The sequence below is a fragment of the Nocardioides sp. genome (assembly GCF_030655615.1).
Classification (GTDB): Bacteria; Actinomycetota; Actinomycetes; order Propionibacteriales; family Nocardioidaceae; genus Nocardioides.
Map to the genome: position 1 here is coordinate 1 of NZ_JAURVJ010000157.1, position 5,724 is coordinate 5,724.

A 5,724-nucleotide genomic window follows, 5' to 3' on the forward strand; every position below is an offset into this window, starting at 1 on the left:
CGGGTGGCCGCGCAGGCGACGGCGAGCCGAGCTTGCGAGGCCTCGCCGTTGCGCGCCGAGGAGCAGACCGCGAGAGGCTCGGGGTCAAGGACGCCGCAGGCGCCGCGAAGCGGCGCGAGCGAAGCGAGCGTCCTTGACGCCGAGACGCGGTCTGCTACGCGCGCGGCCACCCGACCCGGACCACCCAAGACTTCACGACAACAAAGAAGGCTTCGAGGCTCGCTGCGCTCGCACCTCAGCCGACGGGCGGGCGGCGGCGTACGGTGTGCGCGTGGAGCTCAGGGACGACCAGCCGATGCAGCACGAGTTCAGGAACAAGACCTACGTGCTGGCCGACGTCGAGCCGCTCGACGTCGACGGGGTCCGGACCGTGGAGGTCGGGACGGGGGCGTTCTTCCTGGCGTTCCTGGGGCTGCTGCCGTTCTACGGCCGGCTGCAGGAGGACGGCCACGAGTGGTGGCTGTGGATGTGCCTGGCGGGGATGGCCCTGGGGCTGTTCGGCCTGGAGTACTGCCGTCGTCGCCGCCGCGCCCGCCAGGAACGCGACCAAGACCTGGCCGAGGGCTAAGCGAGACCCAGCAAGCGACCCGAGGCGAGGGAAGCAACCAGGCACAGGCGCCCGGGCCACACGACAAGGCGACCACACGGCGCACGGAGCAGGCCGGTGCGCCGCCGCTCCGGTCAGGCCCGCCAGCCCAGACCAGCGGCAGCCCTACGAGAGCGAAGCGGGCCTGCGGAGCGAGCGCACCGGTCTGCGACCAGAGGACTCAAAACGACTCGAAGTCGTCGAGTCCCAACGTGTCGAGGAAGTGCTCGGGCAGCGGCTGGGGCTCGTGCTTCTTGGCGAGGCGCACCTCGGAGTGGGCGCCGCAGCCGTGCTGGAAGGCGACGACCCGGCCGTCGTCGTTGGCGTCGCCGTTGGCGCAGACGCCGAAGCTCTCGGCCAGCGACCCGGAGAGCCGGAGCAGGAAGCCGCAGGTCGAGCAGGGCTCGGGGGCGGACTGGGCGAGGGCCGAGTCGGGGCCACCGTCGCCGTCGTACCAGCGCTGGGCGGCGATGTCGCGGCCCTCGGGCGAGAGGGTGCGGACGCGGCCGAGGCCGAGGTCCGTGGCGACGGTGCGGATCTGGGCCTTGTCGTCGGCGTCGAGCGGGTCGTCGCCGAAGGAGTAGACGGGCACGAGGCGCGGGTCGTCGTCGTCGACGGGCAGCAGGTCGCCCGGGGACATGTCGCCGGGCTGGAGGCGCTCGCGGTAGGGCACCCAGTCGGGGGCGATGATCGCGTCGCCGCCGGGGATGAGCACGACCTCGGCGACCGTGACCAGCTTCTGCCGGTAGGCGCGGACCACGGTGACGGCCCAGCGCCAGCCGAGGTAGCCGGGACGGTTGGACCCGAAGAAGTGGGTGACGGTGCGGTCGGCCTCGGTCTCGGCCTCGACGCCGAGGTGGTCGCCGACCTCGGAGGCGGGGACCTCCTGGAGCAGTGCGGAGCGGGCCACGTCGACGGCACGGGCGGCCACGCTGTCGGGCTGGCTGCGCACGAGGGTGGTCGGGGACGTCGTCACGCCGCAAGCATGACCGATCCGGCGGGCGGCTGTCAGGTCGGGGCCGGGTCCGGGTCGGGTGAGCGGCAGGTCGGGGGCGTCGGTGTCGGCATCTCGGGGCAGGATGGGCGCATGACCCAGGGCCCCGGCGACGTACCGCCCTCCGGCGGGCGTGACACCCGGTCGCCGGATGGTCAGCCGGGTGGTTCCTACGACCCCTACGGGTCGGAGCCCTATGCCGCCGGGCCGGGTCACTCCCACGCCGACCGGGCCCGCGCGGTGGGCCAGGGTCTCGGCACCGGGGCCAAGGTGACCGCTCGCGGCGTCAAGGCGACCGCACGGGTCACCGGGCGGATGGGCCGGTTCGCGGCCGGTCAGGCCCGCCGGGCCGCCAACGCCCAGGGCGCCGAGAAGTCCGGGCTCAACCGGCTCATCTACCTCCAGGCGGCCAACGCCGCCGGCGACGCCGCGGTCACGATCTCGCTCGCGACGACGGTGTTCTTCGCCGGCGCGACGAGCGAGGCGCGGGGGCAGGTGGCGCTGTTCCTCGGCCTCACGATGCTGCCGTTCGCGATCGTCGCGCCGCTGATCGGGCCGTTCCTCGACCGGTTCAGCCACGGACGCCGGTGGGCGATCGGGGCGACCTTCGCCCTGCGCGCGTTCCTCTGCTGGGTGCTCGCCACCGCGGTCGTCGACGACTCGACACTCCTCTACCCGGCGGCGCTGGGCGTGCTGGTCTCGTCGAAGGCCTACGGCGTGACGCGCGCGGCCGCGGTCCCCCGGCTGCTCCCCGACGACTTCACCCTGGTCAAGGCCAACGGCCGGGTCTCGCTCGCGGGGCTGGTCGGCGGCGCGATCTCGGCGCCGCTGGCCGGCGGCGCGGCCTACCTCGGCGCCGAGTGGTCGCTGCGCTACGCCTTCGTGGTCTTCGTCGTGGGCACCGTCGCGGCCATCCTGCTGCCGGCCCAGGTCGACTCGACCGAGGGCGAGCAGCAGGTGACGCTGCGCAAGGACAGCGACGGCAAGCGCCGCGGCACGCAGATCCCGGCCCAGGTGGCCTACGCCCTGCGCGCCAACTGCGGCCCGCGCTGGCTGTCGGGCTTCCTCACGATGTACATGGCGTTCCTGCTGCGCGACAAGCCGCTCGAGGGGTGGGAGGACCGGCAGACGATCCTGCTTGGCATCGTCATTGGCGGCGCCGCGGCCGGCAACGCGATCGGCATCTTCCTGGCGTCGGTGCTCAGGCGGATCAACCCCGCCGTCACCGTGACCTTCGCCCTGCTGGCCGACGCCGGGATCGTGCTCGTCGGCACGCTCTTCTACGGCGTGCTGGCCCTGGCCGGCCTCGGCCTCGTCGCGGGCCTGGCCCAGTCCCTGGCCAAGGTGTCGCTCGACTCGACCATCCAGGGCGGCGTACCCGTGCACGTGCAGGCGAGCGCGTTCGCCCGCAGCGACACCACGCTGCAGCTGGCGTGGGTGATCGGCGGGTTCGTCGGCATCGCCCTGCCCCAGGTCCCCCGGCTCGGGCTCGGCGTCGCCCTCGTCGTGCTCCTGCTCTGGACGCTGTTCGTCCTCAGCTCACGACCGAGAACCCGGACCGGCCGTCCCGCGCCACCCCAGAACACCCCGGTCGCCACCTACCCGGACACGCCCCCAGCACTCCGTAAGGACTGACCCGACGCGAGGTCGCAACCAGGCACAGGCGCCCGGGCCACAGCGCGACGCCACCACACGGCGCACGGAGCGGTCGGCGCAGCCGCCGCGCCGGTGAGGCCCGCCCACCGGAGCCGGCGGCCAGCACTACCAGGCGGTGCGGGCCGCGGCGCGAGCGCGCCGAGCCGCGACCAGTCCTTACAGGCTCAGCTCGTCGGCCAGGGCGTGGAGGAGCTTGGCGACGGGCGCGGCGGCCTTGGGGTCGGGGTGCCGGCCGTGGCGGTAGGCCTCGCCGATGCCGTCGAGGACACGGATCAGGTCCTCGACGATCGGCACCATCTCGTCGGGACGCTTGCGGCGGGCCTGCGACTGGTTGCGGCTCACCGAGGCCGGGGCGTCGAGCACCTTGACCTGCAGGGCCTGGTCGCCCTTGCGGCCCTGGGCGATGCCGAACTCGACCCGGGTGCCGGGCTTGAGGGCCCCGGACCCGGCGGGGAGGGCGTCCGCGTGGACGTAGACGTCGGGCCCGTCCTCCTGCGACAGGAAGCCGAAGCCCTTGTCGACGTCGAACCACTTGACCTTGCCGTTCGGCACAGCGCGCCCCTCACCCCTGACAGCCCTGCCGTGCGGCGGGCGACGGTCACCCTATGTCACGTGGGCGTCGAGCCACGACGGGAATTCGTCCAGGCTGTCGAGCACGACGTGGGTGCCGGCCGCCACCAGCTCCTCGCGGGTGCAGCCGCCGGTCAGCACCGAGACGCTGAGGACGTCGGCGGCGAGCGCGCCCTCGACGTCGTGGACGTGGTCGCCGACATAGATCGAGGCGCCCTCGCGGCGCAGCACGTCGGCCTTGCCGACGCCCCAGACCCAGCCCTCGAGGAGGTCGACCTCGAGCCCGAGGTGGTCGAGGTGGAGCCGGGCGTTGGGGGCGTACTTGCCGGTGACGACGACGACCCGGCCCTCGTGGCGGCGTACGGCGGCGAGCGCGGCGGCCGCCCCGGGCAGCAGCGGCACGGACGCGACGGCGTGGTCGGGGTAGAGCGCGCGGAAGCGGTCCCCCGCGGCGGCGATGTCGTCGGCCGGGAGGTAGGGCGCCAGCAGCAGGTCGAGGGGCGGACCGAGCACCGCCGTCATCTCCTCGACGGGGAACGCGACGCCGAGCTCGTCGCCGAGGACCTCAAGGACCGCGCCGAAGCCGGGCACGGTGTCGATCAGGGTCATGTCGAGGTCGAAGCCGACGACGAGGGGGGCGGGCACGGTCTCACCCTAGGTCGGGCCGAGTTCACCCCTTCAAGTGCGACGGGTGGGACTCGTGCGCCAGAATGGACGGCTCGGAGGAACGAGGGACCATGACGGGGCGATCCGGAGCGACGGGCGGGCGGCGTACGACGCTGCGCGCGGCCCTCGTCCCGGCTGCCGTCCTGGCCCTTGGCGTTTCCCTGCTGACGACCGGTCCGGCAGCCGCCCGGACCGACGACACCCTCTACCTCGTGACGCTGCGGACCCCCGGCACCGCCACCTCGCCCGGTGCCGCTCCGCGCCCCGTCGAGACCCTGACACTGCTGCGCGAGCAGGACGCCGTGCTCGCCGACCTCGACGCCCCGACCCCCGTCTATCGCTGGACCACGGCGATCAGCGGGTTCGCCGTGCGCCTCGACGCCGAGCAGGCCGCGACGCTGTCGTCGTCGCCCCGGGTGCTGGCCGTCGAGGCCGACTCGGTGCGGCCCCTCGCCTCCACCGGACCGCTCGCGCCCGCCCGGGCCGGCGTCGGCGACCGACCCCCCACCGGACCGCGGCGCGGCGGCAAGGGCATCGTCATCGGCGTCGTCGACACCGGTCTCGCACCCAACAGCCCGGTCTTCGCCCAGCGCACGACGCTGGCCCCGCCGACCGGCTTCAGCGGCGGCTGCGAGACCGCCGGCGACTGGGACGCCTCCGAGTGCACGGGCAAGGTGGCCGCCGCCCGGTCCTACGTCGAGGGCTTCGGGGTCGACTCGCTGCGCGCCGCCACGATCGTCTCGCCGCGCGACCTCGACGGTCACGGCACCCGCACCGCCTCGCTCGCGGCCGGCAACGCGCAGGTCCCGGTCGTCGTCGACGGCGAGCGGCTGGGCCGGTTCGGCGGCCAGGCGCCCGACGCCCACCTCGCGGTCTACAAGGCGTGCTGGCGAGCGCCCGACCCCGCCGACGACGGCTGCTCGACGGCCGACCTCGTGAGCGCGGTCGACGACGCGACCCGCGAGGGCGTCGACGTCCTCACCCTCGCCGTCGGCGGACCCGGCGGCGTCGACACCCTGGAGCGCGCGCTGCTCGGCGCGACCGAGGCCGGCGTCGTCGTCGTGGCCGCCTCCGGCAACGACGGGCCCGGCTCCCCCGCCCACACCTCGCCCTGGGTGACGACGGTCGGCGGCACCGCCGGAGACGTGCGCCGCGGCCGCGTGCTGCTGCCCGACGGCCGGCGCCTCGCCGGCGCGATGCTCTCGCGGCGCTCGGTCGGCCCGGCCCGGGTGGTGCTGGCCGCGGCGGCCGC

General features: G+C 74.6%; 6 protein-coding genes. 3 read left to right on the forward strand and 3 right to left on the reverse strand.

What is annotated here, in order from left to right:
- Nucleotides 1-271: 271 nt before the first annotated feature.
- On the forward strand, nucleotides 272-568 hold the full coding sequence (locus Q7T52_RS13230; protein WP_304803220.1) for a DUF2530 domain-containing protein: 297 nt from the start codon (nucleotides 272-274) through the stop codon (nucleotides 566-568).
- A gap of 199 nt (nucleotides 569-767) precedes the next feature.
- On the opposite strand, the gene Q7T52_RS13235 is transcribed toward Q7T52_RS13230, so the two are convergent.
- Nucleotides 768-1,562 (reverse strand): DUF3027 domain-containing protein, encoded by a 795-nt coding sequence (locus tag Q7T52_RS13235; RefSeq protein WP_304803221.1) that lies wholly within the window; start codon nucleotides 1,560-1,562, stop codon nucleotides 768-770.
- A 111-nt stretch (nucleotides 1,563-1,673) separates the two neighbouring features.
- On the opposite strand from Q7T52_RS13235, the gene Q7T52_RS13240 reads away from it, so the two are divergent.
- Nucleotides 1,674-3,215: an MFS transporter gene (locus Q7T52_RS13240; protein WP_304803223.1), complete on the forward strand. Its 1,542-nt coding sequence runs from the start codon at nucleotides 1,674-1,676 to the stop codon at nucleotides 3,213-3,215.
- 177 nt (nucleotides 3,216-3,392) lie between these two features.
- On the opposite strand, the gene Q7T52_RS13245 is transcribed toward Q7T52_RS13240, so the two are convergent.
- Nucleotides 3,393-3,788 (reverse strand): cold-shock protein, encoded by a 396-nt coding sequence (locus tag Q7T52_RS13245; protein ID WP_304803224.1) that lies wholly within the window; start codon nucleotides 3,786-3,788, stop codon nucleotides 3,393-3,395.
- A 51-nt stretch (nucleotides 3,789-3,839) separates the two neighbouring features.
- The gene (locus Q7T52_RS13250) at nucleotides 3,840-4,451 is read right to left on the reverse strand and encodes an HAD family hydrolase (protein ID WP_304803226.1); all 612 of its coding nucleotides are present in this window, start codon (nucleotides 4,449-4,451) and stop codon (nucleotides 3,840-3,842) included.
- 92 nt (nucleotides 4,452-4,543) lie between these two features.
- Between Q7T52_RS13250 and Q7T52_RS13255 the strand changes: the two genes are divergently transcribed.
- Nucleotides 4,544-5,724, forward strand: a 1,181-nt coding sequence (locus tag Q7T52_RS13255) for a S8 family serine peptidase (RefSeq protein ID WP_304803228.1), incomplete at its 3' end; no start/stop codon positions are given.